Source organism: Bacillus sp. SIMBA_031, assembly GCF_046535225.1.
Classification (GTDB): domain Bacteria; phylum Bacillota; class Bacilli; order Bacillales; family Bacillaceae; genus Bacillus; species Bacillus velezensis.
This window is the reverse complement of sequence record NZ_JAWRXC010000002.1, coordinates 221,928-239,030: the sequence shown is the minus strand read 5'-3', so window position 1 is coordinate 239,030 and position 17,103 is coordinate 221,928. Positions and strand designations below refer to the sequence as shown.

Sequence of the window (17,103 nt, the reverse complement as noted above, 5' to 3'; positions counted from 1 at the left end):
CCTCCGCTTTTCCAGGAGGAGGACATATATTGAACGTGATAACAGATATTACAGAACTGATCGGAAATACACCGCTGCTCCGTCTCAAGCATTTTGATATACCGGAGGGAACAGCGGTTTATGCTAAGCTTGAGATGATGAATCCGGGCGGAAGCATTAAAGACAGGCTGGGCGGGATGCTCATTAAAGATGCGCTTCGCACTGGAAAGGTGAAACCGGGCGGCGTTATCATTGAGGCGACTGCCGGAAACACCGGGATCGGACTCGCTCTGTGCGCCAGAAAGCATCAGCTTCGCGCCGTTTTTTGCGTCCCGGAGCATTTCAGCAGAGAAAAGCAGCAAATTATGAAAGCTCTCGGGGCGGACATCGTGCATACGCCGAGAGAAGAAGGCATGCAGGGAGCCATTCGAAAAGCGGTTGAACTGGAGAGAGAGATTAATAATTCTTATGCCGTTCTGCAATTTAAAAACCGAGTAAATCCATTGACTTACTATAAAACGATCGGGCCCGAAATATGGAACGCGCTCGGCGGGGATATCCACGCTTTTGTCGCAGGAGCGGGTTCCGGCGGCACCTTTGCTGGTACGGCAGCTTATTTAAAGGAGAAAAATCCTGCCGTCAAAACGGTGATCGTTGAACCGGAAGGCTCGATCCTGAACGGAGGAGAGCCGCATGCCCATAAAACGGAAGGCATCGGCATGGAGTTTATCCCGGATTATATGGACGAGAACCATTTTGACGCCATTTACACGGTGGAAGACGATACGGCGTTTTCGCTTGTCAGAGAAGCGGCCGAGAAAGAAGGCCTCTTAATCGGAAGCTCTTCAGGGGCGGCTCTTTATGCAGCGCTAGAAGAAGCGAAAAAAGCGCCCGCCGGATCAAATATCGTCACTATTTTCCCTGATGGCAGCGATCGATATATAAGCAAAAACATTTTTCAAGGAGGTCAGTAAAATGAAGAAAAAAACGCTGATGGTGCACGGAGGAATTACGGGAGATGAAAAAACAGGAGCGGTTTCCGTACCGATTTATCAAGTAAGCACGTACCGGCAGCCGAAAGCGGGCGAGCACACGGGTTATGAATATTCAAGAACGGCCAATCCGACGCGGACGGCGCTTGAAAGCTTAATTGCGGAGCTTGAAGGCGGTGCGGCAGGATATGCGTTCGGCTCAGGCATGGCTGCGATTACTGCCGTCATGATGCTGTTTGACAGCGGCGATCATGTTATTTTGACGGATGATGTCTACGGCGGTACTTACCGGGTGATGACAGGCGTGCTGAACCGCTTCGGCATTGAAGCGGACTTTGTTGATACGAGCAGTGAAGAAAAAGTCAAAAAGGCCATTCGCCCGAATACGAAAGCCATTTATATCGAAACACCGACAAACCCGCTATTGAAAGTGACTGACCTCAAACAGATGTCTGACATCGCAAAAGAAGCGGGCGTATTGCTTATCGTCGATAATACGTTTTACACGCCGTATTTCCAGCAGCCGCTCAGCTTCGGCGCGGACATCGTGCTGCACAGCGCGACAAAATATCTCGGCGGCCACAGCGATGTCGTCGGCGGCTTAGTCGTCACGGCTGATAAAGAGCTCGGTGAAAAGCTTCATTATGTGCAAAACTCAACAGGCGGCGTTTTAGGACCGCAGGATTCATGGCTCTTAATGAGAGGCATTAAAACACTGGGACTCAGAATGGATGCCATCAATCACAGCGCCGGGAAAATCGCCGAGCTGCTTGAAGCGCATGATGCCGTTCAAACGCTCTATTATCCGGGATCAGCGAAACATCCGGGCCATGAGCTGACAAAAGCGCAAAGCTCCGGTTTCGGCGGAATGATTTCCTTTGATGTCGGCAGCAGCGAACGCGTCGACGCGTTTTTAGAAAAATTGAACCTGTTTACGATCGCGGAAAGTTTAGGAGCGGTTGAAAGCTTAATCTCCGTGCCGTCCAGAATGACGCACGCTTCGATCCCGCGCGACCGCCGGCTTGCGCTTGGCATTACCGACGGGCTCGTACGGATCTCAGTCGGTATTGAGGATACTGAGGATTTAACGGCGGATGTGAAACAGGCGCTTGATTCACTTTTATAAAGAATGGATAGATTTACATTCTCTGTCGGCTGTCAGCTTGTATTATAATGTTGGTAGACTATAAAACTGGCAGGTGACCTTATATGGAGAAGAAAAGACTGAAATCATTAATAGAAGATTTTAAGCATTACGCATTTATTCTGCTTGCAGTCAGCACCTTCATTTATATCGGCGCGGTTCTTCCCGGACAAGGGCTGACTGCGGGCCAGAAAATGCTGATGTTTGTAACGGATTGTGTATTTTTAGCGGGCGCTTATTTCTGCGTTGACCGTTCACTTATTTATAAAAAGAGGCTGGAAGAGGCCGAAGAATAAAAAAAAGCCATTGTCTTTTGACAATGGCTTTTTCATTTCTTATTCAGACGGGGTTTCACGTAATTCTTTTCCCATTCCTTTTAAAAACTGCAGCCCGAAGCCGAGCGCGCGGTTAATATCAGGATCACTGACGGCTTTCATCAGTTCAAACATACTGACTTTCCTGTCCTCTTTTAAAAATCTTTGCGCCTGATCCGTCCCGGCCATGGCGCTTTCTAAAAGTCTGCCCATAAATTCGGGATCAGCTTTTGACAGCGCGCCTCCCGCGGCCATCATCGTATTCAGGAGATTGGTGACAGGTTCCCGGGAAATCTGTCCGAGTGCGATTTTGGCAATCTCCTCTTTTGCCTGGAGCATATAGCCGGCGGCATCAAAAATGCCCAAGCTATTCAGCTCTGCCATGATAGACATCGTTTTCGCGACGGCTTCTTCATTTTCTGCGAGAAGCGTCTTCAGCTCTTCCAGTTTTTCAGCTTTCAGCTGTTCCTCTGTTTTCGTTTCTTTTTGAATTTCAGTAATTGGGCTTGCCATAATGTTTCCTCCTTTCCTTAATCAGTTAAGTGCACATAGCCCGGACGGTTCCATTTTCGCTGAGCTTCCACACCGTTTTGCGGATGACGTTTTTTGTTCCGCGGATTCGTTTTCGGAAGCGGCGGAGTATCACAGGAACCGAGCACTTCCATGCGGACTTTTGTCTGCTTATAGGCAGGTGTATGTGTCCGTGAATCATACGCAGGCCCGGTCAGGAAATTAATCGCAGAATCTTTATCTGTAGAGTTCATCGGCAGATAAAGCTCATTTGCGCGGACGCGGTCTGTCACAAGCGCGTTCAATTTAACCGCTCCAAAAGGAGAGACGAGCCGGATCATTGTCCCGTCGCAAATTCCGCGTTCAGCCGCGAGCTCCGGCGATACTTCAACAAATACATCCGGAACTTTAGACTGAATGCCTTTTGACTTGTTTGTCATGTTTCCTTCGTGGAAATGTTCAAGCATCCGTCCGTTGTTAATATGCAGGTCATATTCTTCAGGGAATACAGCAGGCTCCACCCAATCGCTCAGCGCAAAACGGGCTTTTTTGTCCGGGAAGTTAAAGCCGTCTTCATAAAGAAGCGGAGTGCTTTCTCCCGTAAAGCTTCCCCACAGGAAGCTGTTCCAACCGCTAAGGACGTCGTAGCTTGCTTTTCCGAACAGCGGAGAAAGGCTCGCCATTTCTGAGAAAATGTCGCTAGGATGCGTGTAATTCCAATCAGCGCCTAAACGATTGGCGACTTCCTGAATAATCCACCAGTCGGGTTTTGCATCGCCGAGTGTCGGAAGCGCCTGATACAATCTTTGCACACGCCGCTCTGTGTTTGTAAATGTTCCGTCTTTTTCAAGAGATGGAACCGCAGGCAGGATGACATCCGCGTATTGCGCCGTTCTTGAAAGGAAAATATCCTGCACAACAAAGAAATCAAGGCTGGATAAAATGTCATGAACATGGTTGGCGTTTGAATCGACGAGCGCCATATCTTCACCGACAAGATACATGGCTTTCATGTTTCCTTCTTCAATCGCATGGAGCATTTCGATATTATCAAGACCCGGCTTGCCGTCAATTTCAACACCGTAAGCTTTTTCGAATTTAGCGCGTGCCGCATCATCGGTAATATGCTGATACCCCGGAAGCCAGCCTGGAAGAGTTCCCATATCGCAAGCGCCTTGAACGTTGTTATGTCCACGCAGCGGATAGGCTCCGGCCCCCGGACGGCGGTAGTTTCCTGTGGCAAGCAGCAGGTTGGAAATCGCCGCTGATGTATCAGAGCCGCCTGTATTTTGAGTAACGCCCATGCCCCAAAGAACACAAGTGCCGTCAGCATCACGAATCATTTCGGCAATACGGATGATCGTATCCTGAGAAAGTCCGGTGATGCGCTCCGCATATTCCAATGTGTATTTTTCCAGCGTTTCTTTATAATCATCAAAGTAGTTGACATTTTCATCAATAAACGCTTGATCGTGCCAGCCTTGGTCAATCATATATTTCGTTACTGCCATGAGCCAGACCTGGTCAGTCCCTTGTTTCGGGCTGATAAAGAGGTCGGACCGTTCAGCCATTTCATTTCTGCGCAGATCGGCAACAATCAGTTTTTGGCCGTGCAGTTTATGGGCGCGTTTCACGCGTGTGGCCAGAACCGGATGTCCTTCCGCCGGATTGGCGCCGACGATGAGCACGAGGCCCGCTTTTGCGATATCTTTAATTGTGCCGGCGTCACCGCCCATTCCGACGGTGCGGAATAAGCCGTCCGTTGCCGGTGACTGGCAGTAGCGTGAGCAGTTATCCACGTTGTTGGTTTCAAATACTTGGCGCGCCAATTTTTGAATGACATAGTTGTCTTCATTCGTAATTTTAGAAGAAGAAATAAAGCCGACAGAACCATTTCCGTGTTCGGCCTTGATCGAACCGAGTCTTGAAGCGACAAGATCAAGAGCTTCTTCCCATGACGATTCAACAAATGCGCCGTTTTTCCGGATAAGCGGTTTTGTAATCCGTTCTTCCGAATTCACGAAGTCCCAGCCGAATTTCCCTTTCACACAAGTGGAAATCGCGTTAACCGGAGCATCGGAAACAGGCTGAATTTTAAGGATGTCACGTCCTTTTGTCCATACTTCAAAAGAGCATCCGACGCCGCAGAACGTGCAGACTGTTTTTGTTTTTTTCGTCCGTTTATCGCGCATAGCCGCTTCCACTTCTGACACGGCGAAGATGCTTGTATAGTCGGGTTCAACATTTTTTACTAAATCAATCATCGGTTCCATGACATCTTCTTTTATTCCTGTCATAAATCCGGCTTGGCCGAGCATTGATTTTTCCATCAGTGCGTTACAAGGGCAGACAGTGACACACTGGCCGCAGCTGACGCAGGATGATTCATTAATGGCGACGCCTTCATCCCAAATGACCCGCGGGCGGTCGCGCTCCCAATCAATTGAAAGGGTCTCATTCACCTGAAGGTTTTGACACACTTCCACACACTGGCCGCAGGCGATGCATTGGTTCGGATCATAGCGGTAAAACGGGTGAGACATATCAACCGCGCACTTTGAATCATCTTTCGGCGTATACGGATATTTCTGATGCTCAATTCCCATCATTTCCGCTGTATTATGCAGTGTGCAGTTGCCGTTGTTGTTATCGCATACCGTACAGTAAAGCAGGTGATTCTCGAGCAGGCGGTCCATGGCCTCTGTCTGAGCCTCTTTTACCCTTCCCGACGTAAGCGAGATGGACATCCCGTTTTCTGCAGCCGTGGAACAAGAGCGCTGCAATTTCCCGTTTACTTCAACAATACAGGTGTCACATGTTTGAATCGGATCCACTTCCGGTACATGGCATATTTGCGGAATCTCAATTCCGTTTTGGTTTAAAATATCTAAAATCTTAGACCCCTCTGGTGCTTCATACTCCGTGCCGTCAATTTTGACACGGATAGACTGAACGTCTGTCACTTCCAATTCCCCTCCATCTTGTAAACTCGAAAAAAAGCCATGCACATAGATACCGGCCTCCTGTCCGGAGAACGGTATAAATACGCATGGCGGAATAGTTCACTAGCAAGTCTTACTAACAGACCAATCCTATTTGTATAAAACGATAGACTCATAACACGTTTCCTATTACAAATCCATCTTCACTGCTTTTATTATAAGGTGATATTTATTATAATACAATACGAAAGGAAAAATTTAACCAGGTGAAATGTCACAAAGGGGAACCGGGAATGTCTTTCATAGGCTAAAATCGGAGGGGACAATATGTCTAAAAAAATTCATGAATTTAACGATATTATCCGGAAATTGCGCAAAGAATTATTTGGAAAGGGGCCTGAACGAATTCACACCGTTTTTGTGGATAACATGGCGGTATCTACACTTTACGGCAATCTAAGCGCAAGTGAGCAGTTTATCGCACGCACGCCTGAAGGAAGAGAAATGGTTCATGCGGCGCGGACCAGCTTAATTCAGGAACTGTATTCAAAACAAACGCCTGACGGAATGGAAGAGCTCATCGGAGCAAAGCTGGTGCATCTGTTTTCAGATATTAAAATAGAGGAAAATATTGCCGTATCGGTGTTTGTCTTTGACCGCTCAATTGAAGAGCATAAAGAAGAAATCAAAAGCTGACAATATTCAATTGACACGAAATTGTCACATTTGATATGATATGAACTGCCAGCAGTGGCCCAAGGACGATTTTTTATGGAATGTGTGCATGATCTGTACATATTCTATACCGCATATTTTCATTCTGCTTGATATTGTTGTATGGGTATGCATACAAGTTAGGCAGCATTCAAACCCCGTTTTTTCAGACGGGTTAGTTGAATGCTGCCTTTTTTGTTAGGCGTCTTTGGAAACTGCGGGCTGAAATGATAAATGGAGGGGTTATTATGGCTTTTCGTAAACCGGACGAAATAGCGGAGCTTGCGGTCGAATCAGGGGTAAAAAAGGTGCATTCACCGCTTTCAGCACTGATTGTATTAGGATTTTTGGGAGGAGCGTTTATCGCACTCGGTTATTTGCTTGATATCCGTGTCATCGGCGACCTTCCGAAAGAATGGGGAAGCCTGTCGAGTTTAATCGGGGCGTCCGTGTTTCCCATCGGATTGGTGCTCGTCGTTCTTGCCGGCGCGGAGCTGATTACGGGAAATATGATGTCGGTATCCATGGCGCTGTTTTCCAGAAGAATATCCGCCGGTGCATTAGTGAAAAATTGGGTGATCGTGACGTTGATGAATCTTGTCGGCGCACTGTTTGTCGCTTACTTTTTCGGACATGTTGTCGGATTAACCGAAACAGGACCGTATTTGGAAAAAACGATTGCGGTCGCACAAGGCAAATTGGATATGCCGTTTGGAAAAGTCATTGTTTCGGCGATCGGCTGTAACTGGCTTGTCTGTTTGGCCGTCTGGCTTTCTTTCGGCGCGGAAGACGGAGCCGGAAAAATCGCGGGTATATGGTTTCCGATTATGGCGTTTGTCGCAATTGGTTTTCAGCACGTTGTAGCCAATATGTTTATCATCCCGGCTGCGATTTTTGCAGGTTCTTTTTCGTGGGGTGATCTGATTGGCAATCTCATTCCGGCCTTTATCGGGAATGTCATCGGCGGGGCAGTGTTTGTCGGCCTTATTTATTTTATTGCATATTCAAAAAAAGATCAGAAAAAGCAAGGGATGAAAAGAGTTTCCTGAGGTAATAAAGATGCCGGAAAACACGGACAATTGAAGCGGAATGCCAGCACATTTTCCGTCCAAATCTTGAGAAAAATGTTTACAAAATGGAAGCTGATGGATATACTTACAAAGTAAGAAAAAAGCAAAGGGAGGTTGAATCACATGACGACGTTAAACGGCAATCAAAATCTACAATTGAACCGATTCAGCCTGTGGAAGAGTTCGTGTCCTTCCTTAACCTCTGCCCGTCAAGCACGTTAATTTCGGAGTATCAGGACATTCGCAGCTCCCCGCAGGGAAAGAAGCACCGTCTTCTTTTGTCTGCGGATTTAGTCTGCCCGCAGCGCATATGAACTTTGCTGCGGGTTATTTTCGCTTGTGCGGATATTGAAAGGGGGTGAGCGATAATGACCATCAATCTTTTCTTTTTAACACTGACCATTTCAAAGCGTTTTAAAAGTGCGGAAGAGTATGAACGAGAACAGCAGGTCGAAGAGTTTTATAATGAAGCGAAAGAACGCCAGCTGAAACATTTTTATATGAACTAACGGACACGAAGGGCCAAAACGGAGGAGAAGGAGGAGATCATCATGTTCAGAATTGAACTGCTGAATCATTACACAATGGAGAAGGACCAGGTTTAGCGAGGATGTTGCTGTCACGTCGCAGACGGCCTGCATACCATGGTAAAGAAAGAAAAATTGGTAAGCGGGTGATAGCATGCAAGGCGGTCAGAACAGAATTCCATCCATCGGGCACGGGTATACGTCAATGCCCCATTCATTTAAACACGGCTACGGCAACCCGTATCGCCGGCAGAGAATGGCGGCGCTTTCCCGGCAGACAAGATATATAGCACCGTATTATTGGTACTAGAGCAGGCGGAAAACCTACGTTTTCCGTCTTTTTTTTATGAAAACAAATATAAATTTCAAATAAATCGAAACGTTCATGAAGAGAAGTGCGTCTAGTTAGTACCTCATACTAATACGAGGTAATATTATTTCTGAATAATAAATCACAGGAATGGAAAAGCGGGTGTTATACAATGTTGCAACATACATCTTCAGCATTAAAACGAATGCGCGCGAAATACTTTGCTGCATCAGAACCGGCAGAGTCAGTCATTCAGCAAATCTTGATGGACATACAGGAATACGACCGCATTTTGGAAATCGGGACCGGAAACGGCTCAATGTTTAAACAAATCATCGGACAGCTTGAAAAGGGCAGTCTTAAAAGCATAGAAACATCGAAACGTAAAATACGGAAAACACAGCGCGCAAACCGTTCGGTTATAAAAGCCGGGCTCGGAAACATTCAGCAGGGAAGGCCGGAAAGCATACCGTTCCGCGACCGCAGCTTTCATAAAGTCTTCTCATTACATACTGCTGAAACAGTCAGCGATTACCGGACAGCATGTAAAGAAGTGTACCGCGTTCTTCAAATTGACGGGTGTTTCTATATGGTTTTGAAACCTTCGCGGATGAGTGAGAAGGATGTGATTGGGGTGCTCTATGATCAGCATTTCAGAGACATTTCAGTTGTCAGCAGAGATTCATTCCATTTTATTACTGCCATTAAATAGAATATTTCTTGGGAAATAAAAAGAGCTGCTTAAGTCACTGCAGCTCTTTTTGTGAAATTGGGCATATTTCCTTATTTTTGGTTATTTCACATATATTTTATATTAAAAAAAGTTTTTTTCTTATACAATGGTAATCAGATGACCGTACATTTTAAATATTTTGAACAAACGGAATGAATATTCATTCCGCATTTAGAAAGGGGGATGAAATGACAGCTTCAAACAAGGTTGAACTCATTATGAAAGCGTCGCTTACTTTGTTTACAGATAGAGGATTTGACGCCACGACGATTCCGATGATTGCCGCTCAGGCCGATGTCGGAACCGGCACAATTTACCGTTACTTTGACAGTAAAGAGACACTTGTGAACGTACTGTATCAGGAAAGTGCGCAGCGTTTTATGAAAAAAGTCAAAACAGACTTTCAGGGGATATCTGTAAGAGAAGGGTTTCATCACCTGTTTTATTGTCTGATTGATTTTACGAAGGAAAGTGAGTATGCATTGTTTTTTCTTGAAACGAATAAGGACGCCTACTTTCTGAATGAAACGAGCCGTAAGCTTCTTGATGAAATAACACAGATGCTTGACGTCTTTTTTCAGCGCGGCAAGTCTGAAGGCGTGCTCCGCAATCTGCCGTCCAATGTGCTGATGGCGCTGCTGCTCGGGGCATATCTCAAACTCTATCAGCTTGTCCGGACGGGAAGCGTCGAAATAACAAAACCGTTTCTGAAAGAATTGGAACAATGTTCTTGGGATGCCATCAGAACTCATTAATTATACGCCGAAGGAAGGAAGATCGATATGAAACAGCTAAGCGCTATACCGCAGCCGAAAACATACGGGCCTCTGAAAAATCTCCCTCACTTGGAAAAAGAAAAACTGTCACAATCGCTTTGGAAAATTGCCGAAGAATACGGCCCGATCTTTCGTTTTGAATTTCCGAGCTCTGTCGGGGTCTTCGTATCAGGCCGCGAGCTTGCGGCAGAAGTCTGTGATGAAAAGCGATTTGACAAAAACCTCAGCAAAGCTCTGCTGAAAGTCCGTGAGTTTGGCGGTGACGGACTATTTACGAGCTGGACTCACGAAAAGAACTGGCAGAAAGCGCATCGGATTTTATTGCCGAGCTTCAGCCAGAAGGCGATGAAAGGCTATCATTCAATGATGCTGGATATTGCCATGCAGCTCGTGCAGAAGTGGAGCAGATTAAATCCGAATGAAGAAATTGACGTTGCCGAAGATATGACGCGCCTGACGCTGGATACAATCGGCCTGTGCGGATTTCATTACCGCTTTAACAGCTTTTACCGCGACACACAGCATCCTTTTATCACAAGTATGCTTCGTGCGCTGCAGGAGGCAATGCGCCAATCGCAGAGACACAGCCTGCAGGACAAGCTGATGATCAAAACGAGACATCAGTTCCAGCAGGATATTGAAGAGATGAATTCGCTTGTAGACCGGATCATCGCTGAGCGGAGGGAAAATCCGGATGAGAATCTGTCTGACCTTTTAGCATTGATGCTTGAAGCGAAAGACCCTGTAACGGGGGAAAGGCTGGATGATGAAAATATCCGTTATCAAATCATTACCTTTTTGATCGCTGGGCATGAAACCACAAGCGGGCTGCTTTCTTTTGCGATATACTGCCTGCTGAAAAATAAAGATAAATTGAAAAAAGCTGTTCAGGAAGCCGAGCGGGTGCTGACGGGAGAGACCCCTGAATATAAGCAGATTCAGCAGCTGACATATATCCGCATGGTGCTAAACGAGACTTTGCGGCTGTATCCGACTGCCCCGGCATTTTCTCTGTACGCGAAGGAAGATACGGTTCTCGGCGGGAAATATCCGATTGCGAAGGGACAGCCGGTGACGATTCTGACTCCGCAGCTGCATCGGGATAAAAGCGCGTGGGGAGAAGATGCCGAGTCATTCCGTCCGGAAAGGTTCAGCGATCCCGCGGCCACTCCGGCTGATGCGTATAAGCCGTTCGGAAACGGACAGCGCGCATGCATCGGGATGCAGTTTGCCCTGCAGGAAGCGACAATGGTGCTCGGCCTTGTCCTGAAACACTTTGAACTGATTGATCATACTGATTATGAGCTTACGATTAAAGAAGCTCTAACCATTAAACCCGGTGATTTTAAAATCCGTGTGAAAAACAAGGACGTGTCCAATCATCAGCCCGTACAAAACCATAAAGCTGAAGGAAGCGGTCACAAAGAAGAAACGAAAGAAATCCCGTCCCACGGAACACCGCTTCTCATTCTTTACGGATCAAATTTAGGAACTGCGGAAGGAATCGCGGAAGAGCTGGCTGATATCGGAAGAAGCAAAGGATTTTCAACTGAAACCGGCCCGCTCGATGATTATGCCGGGAAACTGCCTGTAAAAGGCGCGGTCGTTATTGTTACGGCTTCTTATAACGGGGCGCCGCCTGATAATGCGGCGGGTTTTGTGAAATGGATGGAAACCCTTGAAGATCAGGAATTAAAGGGTGTTTCTTACGCCGTTTTCGGCTGCGGAGACCGCAACTGGGCCGCCACTTACCAGAGGATCCCCCGCCTGATAGACAAAGTGCTTGAAGAAAAAGGGGCAAAACGGCTGACCTCTATCGGGGAGGGCGACAATGCCGATGATTTTGAGTACAGTCAGGAAGCCTGGGAAGACTCATTCTGGAAGGACATCATGAAGGCTTTTCATATAGAGGCCGCTCCAAAACAGACAAACAAATCACAGTTATCAATCGAATACGTAAGTGAAGCAGCCGAGACGCCGATTGCCAAAACGTACAAAGCATTTGAGGCGGAGGTCATCACAAACAAAGAGCTTCATACCGAAAGCAGCAAGCGCTCAGTCCGGCATATTGAGCTGCGTCTCCCCGAAACAGAAACGTATCAGGAAGGAGATCATCTCGGGGTGCTTCCGCAAAACAGCGGGGAACTGATCAGCCGTGTCATTCGCCGATTCGGTCTTGATCCGAACCAGCACTTTAAGATCAAGGGCCGGCAGCTGCCTCATCTGCCGATGGACCGGCCGGTTAATGCGCCGGAGCTCTTGGCGTCCTATGTAGAGCTGCAGGAGCCGGCAACGAGAGCCCAGCTTCGCGAACTTGCCGCACATACCGTGTGCCCGCCGCATCAAAAAGAATTGGAGCATCTTTATTCTGATGATACGGCATATAAAGAAAACGTGCTGAAAAAACGAATGACCATGCTGGACCTGCTGGAAGATTATCCTGCATGTGAACTGCCGTTTGAGCGCTTTTTAGAACTTCTGCCGTCCTTAAAGGCGCGCTATTATTCAATCTCAAGCTCACCGAAGGCAACTAGCGGGGAGCTCAGTATCACGGTCGGCGTTGTGACGGCTCCGGCATGGAGCGGCCGTGGGGAATACCGGGGCGTGGCTTCGAACTATTTAGCCGGATTACAGAATGGCGATTCTGCCGTCTGTTTCATCCGCTCGCCGCAGTCGGGTTTCGCATTGCCTGAAAATCCGAAAACGCCTCTCATTATGGTCGGAGCAGGCACAGGAATTGCGCCGTTCAGGGGATTTATCCAGGCGCGTGCTGCCGAAAAAATGTCCGGTAACAGCCTGGGCGAAGCTCATTTATACTTCGGCTGCAGACATCCTGAACAAGACGATCTGTACAAAAATGAATTCGACCATGCGGAGAAAAACGGCCTTGTCACCGTGCGCCGGGCGTATTCCAGGTTAGATCAGGACTGTAAAGTATATGTACAGGATGTTCTGCTTCGCGAGGCTGAACAAATTATTGCTCTTCTTGACCAAGGCGGCCATCTCTATATATGCGGTGACGGAAGCAAAATGGCTCCGGCCGTGGAAAATGTACTGCTTCAGGCGTATGAAAAGGTGCATAACACTGATTCAAAAGTTTCCTTGGAGTGGCTTGAACAGCTGCAGGCGGAAGGAAGATATGCGAAAGATGTTTGGGCAGGTATGTAACAGAAGAGTGAGACAACTGAAGAATGTTTTTTAATTGAAGAAAGCCGGCACGATATTTGAAATCTACTGAATCAAAAGGAATAGTTATAGGGAGTATCGTGCCGGCCTTATCTTTAGTATCGGACAAAAGACACAAATCTTTAATGTTTTTATTGATTTACATGCAGACGGCTATGTCCCTTTTTTCTGAATTCCGCCAGAAATAAAACCGGATAAGACAGCAATAGCAAAACCGAAATAAATGAAATGATACCGATCCAATGAAAATGCGTCCAAAAGAAACCGCCGCAAGACCCGGCCACACTTGAACCGATATAGTATGCAAGCAGATATAATGAAGAGGCTTGCGCGCGATGATCACCGGCTGCGCGGCCGACCCAGGCGCTTGCGATCGAATGCGCGCCGAAAAAGCCGAAGGTAAAGACGGCAATCCCCGCGATTTTAAGCGCAAGCTGGGGCAAAAGTGTCACCGCTGCGCCGGCAAGCATAACAAAAATCGCAATCTTAATCATTTTCGCGCTTCCGAAAAGATCTGCTTTTTTCCCCATATAGACCGAGCTGAACGTTCCCGCGAGATAGACAATAAAAATAAAACCGATCACAGTCTGCGACAAATGGTAAGGAGCCGCCATTAAATGAAAGCCGATATAATTATATAATGTCACAAAACTCCCCATTAATATAAATCCCAGAGATATTAACAAAAGCAGCCGTTTGCGGTGCAGGACCGCTCCGTATTCCTTACATGCCGCTTTTACGCCCGCATGCCGCTCAGACGAATGGCGCGGAGCCGGAAGAAAACGCCAAAACAAATAGCTTAATACAATAGAAAGAATGCCGATGATGGCAAGCGCGGGCCGCCAGCCGAATACATCGGTCAGAAGCCCCGTTAACAGCCTGCCGCTCATTCCCCCGATGCTTGTGCCGCTGATATACAAGCCCATCATTTTCCCGAGGCCCTTCGGATCAAACTCCTCGCCTACATATGTCATAGCGACAGCCGGAACGCCTGCCAGGAAAATACCGAGCAGCGCCCTCATCGCCAAAAGCGCCGGAAAAGTCGGACTGAACGCTGTTAATAGACCTAAAACAGATGTAGCTGTTAACGACAGCACCATTAATTTTTTTCTGCCGAATCCGTCAGACAACGAAGCGGCGGCCAATAATGAAAATGCCAAAACGGCTGTTGAGATGGATAAAGTTAAGCTGGCAGCCGCAGCGGAAATATGAAACTCTTCCGAAAACAAAGGCATAAGCGGCTGTGTCGTGTAAAGCGTGGCAAAGGTCACAAAGCCGCTGATAAACAGAGCCAAGCTGGCCTTTCTGTAAGCCTTTGTATGAGGCTGAATAAACGTCATGAATGTCCCTCTTTTCTCACTGTTGGTTATATATGTATCGTACGCTTTTCATTTCAATGTGTCTAATTTATAATAACTATAGAATTAATGCGTGTAGGTTATGAAGAAAGGGGAGAAGGAGAAAATGGAGCTTCATCAAATTGACAACTTCATTGCGGCGGCAACTCATCAGCATTTCACAAATGCGGCAAAAGAAAGGATGATTTCTCAGCCTGCATTAAGCCGATCGATTATCAGGCTCGAAGAAGAATTAGGCGCGCCGTTATTTTACAGAGAGACAAAAGCCGTCCGGCTGACAAGGCACGGAGAGCAGTTCTTAATAAAAGCAAAACAAGCGAGACGAGCTTTAAATGAAGGCGTTGAACAAGTGAAAAAGAATATGAGCCTGGAACACGGCGAAATATCTGTATCTTTTCTTCATACACTCGGGCTGCGCTTAATGCCTCAGCTGATTGCCGAATTTAAAAAGCTATACCCAAACGTGACCTTCCGGCTTTATCAAGGCGCAAATGAAACGCTTCGCAAAATGGTGGAAACGGGAGATGCGGATATCTGTCTCACCTCCCCGCCGCTTCCCAGCGAGCTTTTACAATGGACAGTGTTGGAGAAAGAGCCTCTTTATGCGGTGCTACCTGAGAACCACCCGCTTGCAGGAAATAAAAGCATTCAAATGAAAGAGATGCAGGACGAGGATTTTGTGGGTTTTAAACCGGGATACGGACTGAGGTATATGTTTGATCTGATGTGCCGGGATTTGAATATACACCCGCATCTCGCATTTGAAGGAGAGGAAGTGTCAACCATATTAGGGCTGACCGCCGCGGGTCTGGGGGCTGCAGTGCTGCCGAAAACCGCGGAGCATTCATACTTTCCGGTCGTTTTTCTTCCGGTTGCAGATTACCAATGCGAACGCACCATAGCGTTAGCCCAGCTGAAAAACTATGCTCTCTCTCCCGCTGCTGAGCGTTTTAAACAGTTTGCACTTGAGTATTACAAAGCACGCAACTGAGCGGTCATTTTATTAAAATCGAAGTTGAAAATAAAGCAGACAGAAATACAGAAAACGGAGGAAAACCATGGCGAAAAAAATAGTGAAAACAAATGCTGTCCGTATCATTGAGCAGCAAAACATTCCCTATGAGCTATTAGGTTACAAAACAGAAGGGGGACAGCCCGCAGACGGTCTTTCCGTTTCACAAAAAATCGGATACGCTGCCGAATATGTTTATAAAACCTTAGTGGCATCTGCAGGAACAGATCGTTATTACGTCTTTGTCGTTCCCGTTGCAAAAGAACTGAATCTGAAAAAGGCTGCGAAGGCGGCAGGTGAGAAGAAAATAGAAATGATTGCCATGAAGGACCTTTTAGGAGTGACCGGCTATATGCGCGGCGGCTGCTCTCCGATCGGAATGAAAAAAAGGTTTCCGACTTTTATTGATAGATCCGCTGAAACACTGGAGTTTATGATTGTCAGTGCGGGGAAAATCGGAATGCAGCTGAAAGCAGCGCCTCAAGATTTAGCCGAAGCAAGCGGGGCGGTATTTACAGACATTGTATAAATGTCCGATGAATCTAATGGAATACACGTGTCAAGGGAGAATGATAATGAAAAAAAGATATGAAAACTTGAATGGCGTGAAGAATGAACATGGATTCAGGGACATGTGGAAATGGATGAAAGAACGAAGAGAAAAAAGTAAAGACTTAAGCGAGAACATTCCGAAAGCGGTCACTAGGGATGTCCGTGATGTTGCCGTCAATCGGACGGAAACCGCCATAACATGGATCGGCCATTCTTCATTTCTGATCCAAATACAGGGGCTTAACATAATGACCGACCCTGTATGGGCGCGGCGGATGGGTTTTCAAAAACGGCTGACAGAGCCGGGATATGAATTGAGCGAACTGCCTGACATTGATGCCGTGCTCATTTCACACGGGCATTATGACCATCTTGATTTTCCGAGTATAAAAAAACTGAGAGGAAACCCGGATTTTTACGTGCCTGCGGGATTGAAAAAGCTGTTCAACAAAAAAGGCCGCAAAAACGTTCATGAAATGAATTGGTGGGATCGTTTTGAAATGCGGGGGGTGAATATATCATTTGTTCCGGCCCAGCACTGGACACGGAGAACGCTTTGGGATACCGATACCTCTCATTGGGGAGGCTGGGTCATAGAAAGCGAAAACGGCGAATCCATCTATTTTGCAGGAGATACAGGCTATTTTGAAGGCTTTAAAGAAATCGGAAAGAGGTTTCGTATTAAGGCGGCTCTGATGCCGATCGGGGCATACGAACCGGAATGGTTTATGCAAGTGTCACATATCAATCCGGAAGACGCCGTGAAAGCGTTTTTGGAGCTGAAGGCTGACAGTTTCATTCCCATGCATTACGGGGCATTCCGGCTTGCTGATGATACAGGCCCGGAAGCATTAAGCAGACTGCACGGCGAGTGGGACCGGCTTGCATTACCTCCTGAAAACCTGAAAGCATTAGCGCTTGGCGAAACATTTTGGCTGTAACAGCAGGTTTTCGCTGCCGACACCAATCGTTTAAAGACGGTTG

General features: G+C 47.0%; 16 protein-coding genes. 13 read left to right on the top strand and 3 right to left on the bottom strand.

Annotated features, from left to right (window positions below; all coding sequences use genetic code 11):
- The first annotated feature begins 29 nt into the window (after positions 1 to 29).
- The 3 genes from SB724_RS08050 to SB724_RS08040 all read left to right on the top strand — a co-directional run bounded on the left by SB724_RS08050 (position 30) and on the right by SB724_RS08040 (position 2,411).
- The gene (locus SB724_RS08050; RefSeq protein ID WP_410570730.1) at positions 30 to 953 is read left to right on the top strand and encodes an O-acetylserine dependent cystathionine beta-synthase; all 924 of its coding nucleotides are present in this window, start codon (positions 30 to 32) and stop codon (positions 951 to 953) included.
- 1 nt (position 954) lies between these two features.
- Positions 955 to 2,097, top strand: a complete 1,143-nt coding sequence (locus SB724_RS08045) for a bifunctional cystathionine gamma-lyase/homocysteine desulfhydrase (RefSeq protein WP_410570728.1) — start codon at positions 955 to 957, stop codon at positions 2,095 to 2,097.
- Positions 2,098 to 2,180: 83 nt separating this feature from the next.
- Positions 2,181 to 2,411: a YrhC family protein gene (locus SB724_RS08040; protein WP_007408222.1), complete on the top strand. Its 231-nt coding sequence runs from the start codon at positions 2,181 to 2,183 to the stop codon at positions 2,409 to 2,411.
- A gap of 39 nt (positions 2,412 to 2,450) precedes the next feature.
- Here SB724_RS08040 and SB724_RS08035 read toward each other — a convergent pair whose 3' ends face one another.
- Together SB724_RS08035 and fdhF are read right to left on the bottom strand one after the other, a co-directional pair.
- Positions 2,451 to 2,942, bottom strand: coding sequence for a helical membrane plugin domain-containing protein (locus SB724_RS08035; protein ID WP_130570754.1), 492 nt, complete (start codon positions 2,940 to 2,942; stop codon positions 2,451 to 2,453).
- A 17-nt stretch (positions 2,943 to 2,959) separates the two neighbouring features.
- Positions 2,960 to 5,902, bottom strand: coding sequence for a formate dehydrogenase subunit alpha (fdhF, locus tag SB724_RS08030; protein WP_087920802.1), 2,943 nt, complete (start codon positions 5,900 to 5,902; stop codon positions 2,960 to 2,962).
- 306 nt (positions 5,903 to 6,208) lie between these two features.
- On the opposite strand from fdhF, the gene SB724_RS08025 reads away from it, so the two are divergent.
- The 7 genes from SB724_RS08025 (at position 6,209) to SB724_RS07995 (ending at position 13,179) form a co-directional block, all read left to right on the top strand.
- The gene (locus SB724_RS08025) at positions 6,209 to 6,577 is read left to right on the top strand and encodes a Na-translocating system protein MpsC family protein (RefSeq protein WP_007408224.1); all 369 of its coding nucleotides are present in this window, start codon (positions 6,209 to 6,211) and stop codon (positions 6,575 to 6,577) included.
- Between the two features lie 266 nt (positions 6,578 to 6,843).
- Positions 6,844 to 7,644 carry a formate/nitrite transporter family protein gene (locus tag SB724_RS08020; RefSeq protein WP_007408225.1) on the top strand — a complete coding sequence of 267 codons (801 nt, stop codon included), beginning with the start codon at positions 6,844 to 6,846 and terminating at the stop codon, positions 7,642 to 7,644.
- A gap of 389 nt (positions 7,645 to 8,033) precedes the next feature.
- Positions 8,034 to 8,174: a YrzI family small protein gene (locus tag SB724_RS08015; RefSeq protein ID WP_003152787.1), complete on the top strand. Its 141-nt coding sequence runs from the start codon at positions 8,034 to 8,036 to the stop codon at positions 8,172 to 8,174.
- A 172-nt stretch (positions 8,175 to 8,346) separates the two neighbouring features.
- Positions 8,347 to 8,502 (top strand): hypothetical protein, encoded by a 156-nt coding sequence (locus SB724_RS08010; protein ID WP_265971215.1) that lies wholly within the window; start codon positions 8,347 to 8,349, stop codon positions 8,500 to 8,502.
- 172 nt (positions 8,503 to 8,674) lie between these two features.
- The gene (locus tag SB724_RS08005) at positions 8,675 to 9,214 is read left to right on the top strand and encodes a class I SAM-dependent methyltransferase (protein WP_265971216.1); all 540 of its coding nucleotides are present in this window, start codon (positions 8,675 to 8,677) and stop codon (positions 9,212 to 9,214) included.
- A 209-nt stretch (positions 9,215 to 9,423) separates the two neighbouring features.
- A complete protein-coding gene (locus SB724_RS08000) occupies positions 9,424 to 9,990 on the top strand; it encodes a TetR/AcrR family transcriptional regulator (RefSeq protein WP_014418456.1) in 567 nt (188 codons plus the stop codon).
- 27 nt (positions 9,991 to 10,017) lie between these two features.
- Positions 10,018 to 13,179 carry a bifunctional cytochrome P450/NADPH--P450 reductase gene (locus SB724_RS07995; protein ID WP_410570723.1) on the top strand — a complete coding sequence of 1,054 codons (3,162 nt, stop codon included), beginning with the start codon at positions 10,018 to 10,020 and terminating at the stop codon, positions 13,177 to 13,179.
- Between the two features lie 149 nt (positions 13,180 to 13,328).
- Here SB724_RS07995 and SB724_RS07990 read toward each other — a convergent pair whose 3' ends face one another.
- Positions 13,329 to 14,537 (bottom strand): MFS transporter, encoded by a 1,209-nt coding sequence (locus tag SB724_RS07990; RefSeq protein ID WP_265971218.1) that lies wholly within the window; start codon positions 14,535 to 14,537, stop codon positions 13,329 to 13,331.
- A 124-nt stretch (positions 14,538 to 14,661) separates the two neighbouring features.
- On the opposite strand from SB724_RS07990, the gene SB724_RS07985 reads away from it, so the two are divergent.
- From SB724_RS07985 to SB724_RS07975, 3 genes are all read left to right on the top strand, one after another.
- On the top strand, positions 14,662 to 15,546 hold the full coding sequence (locus tag SB724_RS07985; RefSeq protein WP_410570721.1) for a LysR family transcriptional regulator: 885 nt from the start codon (positions 14,662 to 14,664) through the stop codon (positions 15,544 to 15,546).
- A 67-nt stretch (positions 15,547 to 15,613) separates the two neighbouring features.
- Positions 15,614 to 16,096, top strand: coding sequence for a Cys-tRNA(Pro) deacylase (gene ybaK, locus SB724_RS07980; RefSeq protein ID WP_038459314.1), 483 nt, complete (start codon positions 15,614 to 15,616; stop codon positions 16,094 to 16,096).
- A 46-nt stretch (positions 16,097 to 16,142) separates the two neighbouring features.
- A complete protein-coding gene (locus SB724_RS07975; RefSeq protein ID WP_410570718.1) occupies positions 16,143 to 17,060 on the top strand; it encodes an MBL fold metallo-hydrolase in 918 nt (305 codons plus the stop codon).
- Positions 17,061 to 17,103: the final 43 nt, after the last annotated feature.

Coding starts and splice junctions, on each gene's coding strand:
- SB724_RS08045 (WP_410570728.1), top strand. CDS start 955: ATGAAGAAAAAAACGCTGATGGTGCACGGAGGAATTACGGGAGATGAA.
- SB724_RS08040 (WP_007408222.1), top strand. CDS start 2,181: ATGGAGAAGAAAAGACTGAAATCATTAATAGAAGATTTTAAGCATTAC.
- SB724_RS08035 (WP_130570754.1), bottom strand. CDS start 2,942: ATGGCAAGCCCAATTACTGAAATTCAAAAAGAAACGAAAACAGAGGAA.
- SB724_RS08025 (WP_007408224.1), top strand. CDS start 6,209: ATGTCTAAAAAAATTCATGAATTTAACGATATTATCCGGAAATTGCGC.
- SB724_RS08020 (WP_007408225.1), top strand. CDS start 6,844: ATGGCTTTTCGTAAACCGGACGAAATAGCGGAGCTTGCGGTCGAATCA.
- SB724_RS08015 (WP_003152787.1), top strand. CDS start 8,034: ATGACCATCAATCTTTTCTTTTTAACACTGACCATTTCAAAGCGTTTT.
- SB724_RS08010 (WP_265971215.1), top strand. CDS start 8,347: ATGCAAGGCGGTCAGAACAGAATTCCATCCATCGGGCACGGGTATACG.
- SB724_RS08005 (WP_265971216.1), top strand. CDS start 8,675: ATGTTGCAACATACATCTTCAGCATTAAAACGAATGCGCGCGAAATAC.
- SB724_RS08000 (WP_014418456.1), top strand. CDS start 9,424: ATGACAGCTTCAAACAAGGTTGAACTCATTATGAAAGCGTCGCTTACT.
- SB724_RS07995 (WP_410570723.1), top strand. CDS start 10,018: ATGAAACAGCTAAGCGCTATACCGCAGCCGAAAACATACGGGCCTCTG.
- SB724_RS07990 (WP_265971218.1), bottom strand. CDS start 14,537: ATGACGTTTATTCAGCCTCATACAAAGGCTTACAGAAAGGCCAGCTTG.
- SB724_RS07985 (WP_410570721.1), top strand. CDS start 14,662: ATGGAGCTTCATCAAATTGACAACTTCATTGCGGCGGCAACTCATCAG.
- ybaK (WP_038459314.1), top strand. CDS start 15,614: ATGGCGAAAAAAATAGTGAAAACAAATGCTGTCCGTATCATTGAGCAG.
- SB724_RS07975 (WP_410570718.1), top strand. CDS start 16,143: ATGAAAAAAAGATATGAAAACTTGAATGGCGTGAAGAATGAACATGGA.